The 640-nt window shown below is 51.2% G+C and carries 1 protein-coding gene; it reads right to left on the bottom strand.

The window, feature by feature from the left end; genetic code table 11:
* Positions 1–640: PD-(D/E)XK nuclease domain-containing protein (locus RZA33_RS19340; RefSeq protein WP_317509371.1), on the bottom strand; the 640-nt coding region annotated here is incomplete at both ends.

Genomic DNA, 640 nt, shown 5'->3' with positions numbered 1-640 from the left:
AACTCAAATAGATAAATGTGCCCGGCGAAATCCACTGTCATATCCACTTTGCCGAAATGGCTAGCGTCTTCCACCGTGACGCCCACGCCCAAGGCGGCGAAGTGGCTATAGAAGACACTCGCATAATGCCCCTCATACTGAGCGATGGGGTTGTTGCGGTACCAATCGTGGGGCAGCCCGGCGTAAAGGGCTTTGAGGTGATTTTCCAATCCAGCTAAATCGTGCGTTTGTAACACTTCTAACAACGCCAACTGATAACTTTGTAGCTCGCTATCACGAAGCCCTAGAACAGGCAGCAGCATCTCATTAAGGCTGCTTTCCACTTCCTGGTTGGGAAAGCCTAGCGTGTAGAGCTGATACCCCACCATCGGCTCCGTGAGATGCTTAATCGTGAGGTAACCGGTCTGAAACAGCAGTCCTTCCGTGGTGATGTCGTCCACATCAAAACGTCCCAACAACTGCGCTTTGGCTTGCATCTTATCTAGCCGAGGGCTGAACACCCCCCGCTGCTTCAAAATATCGATTAAAAAGGTCGGTGTAGCGCTCTCAAACCAATAGGGGCTAAACTGGCGCTTTTGGAACAGTAGTAGTACATCAAAAGGGTTGTATACAGCGGTCACTTCCTGCCCACCCCAACGGT

The organism is Halovibrio sp. HP20-59, assembly GCF_033052795.2.
Lineage (GTDB): Bacteria > Pseudomonadota > Gammaproteobacteria > Pseudomonadales > Halomonadaceae > Vreelandella.
Note: the sequence above shows the minus strand (reverse complement) of the source record. Positions and strands in the feature narration are given on the sequence as shown.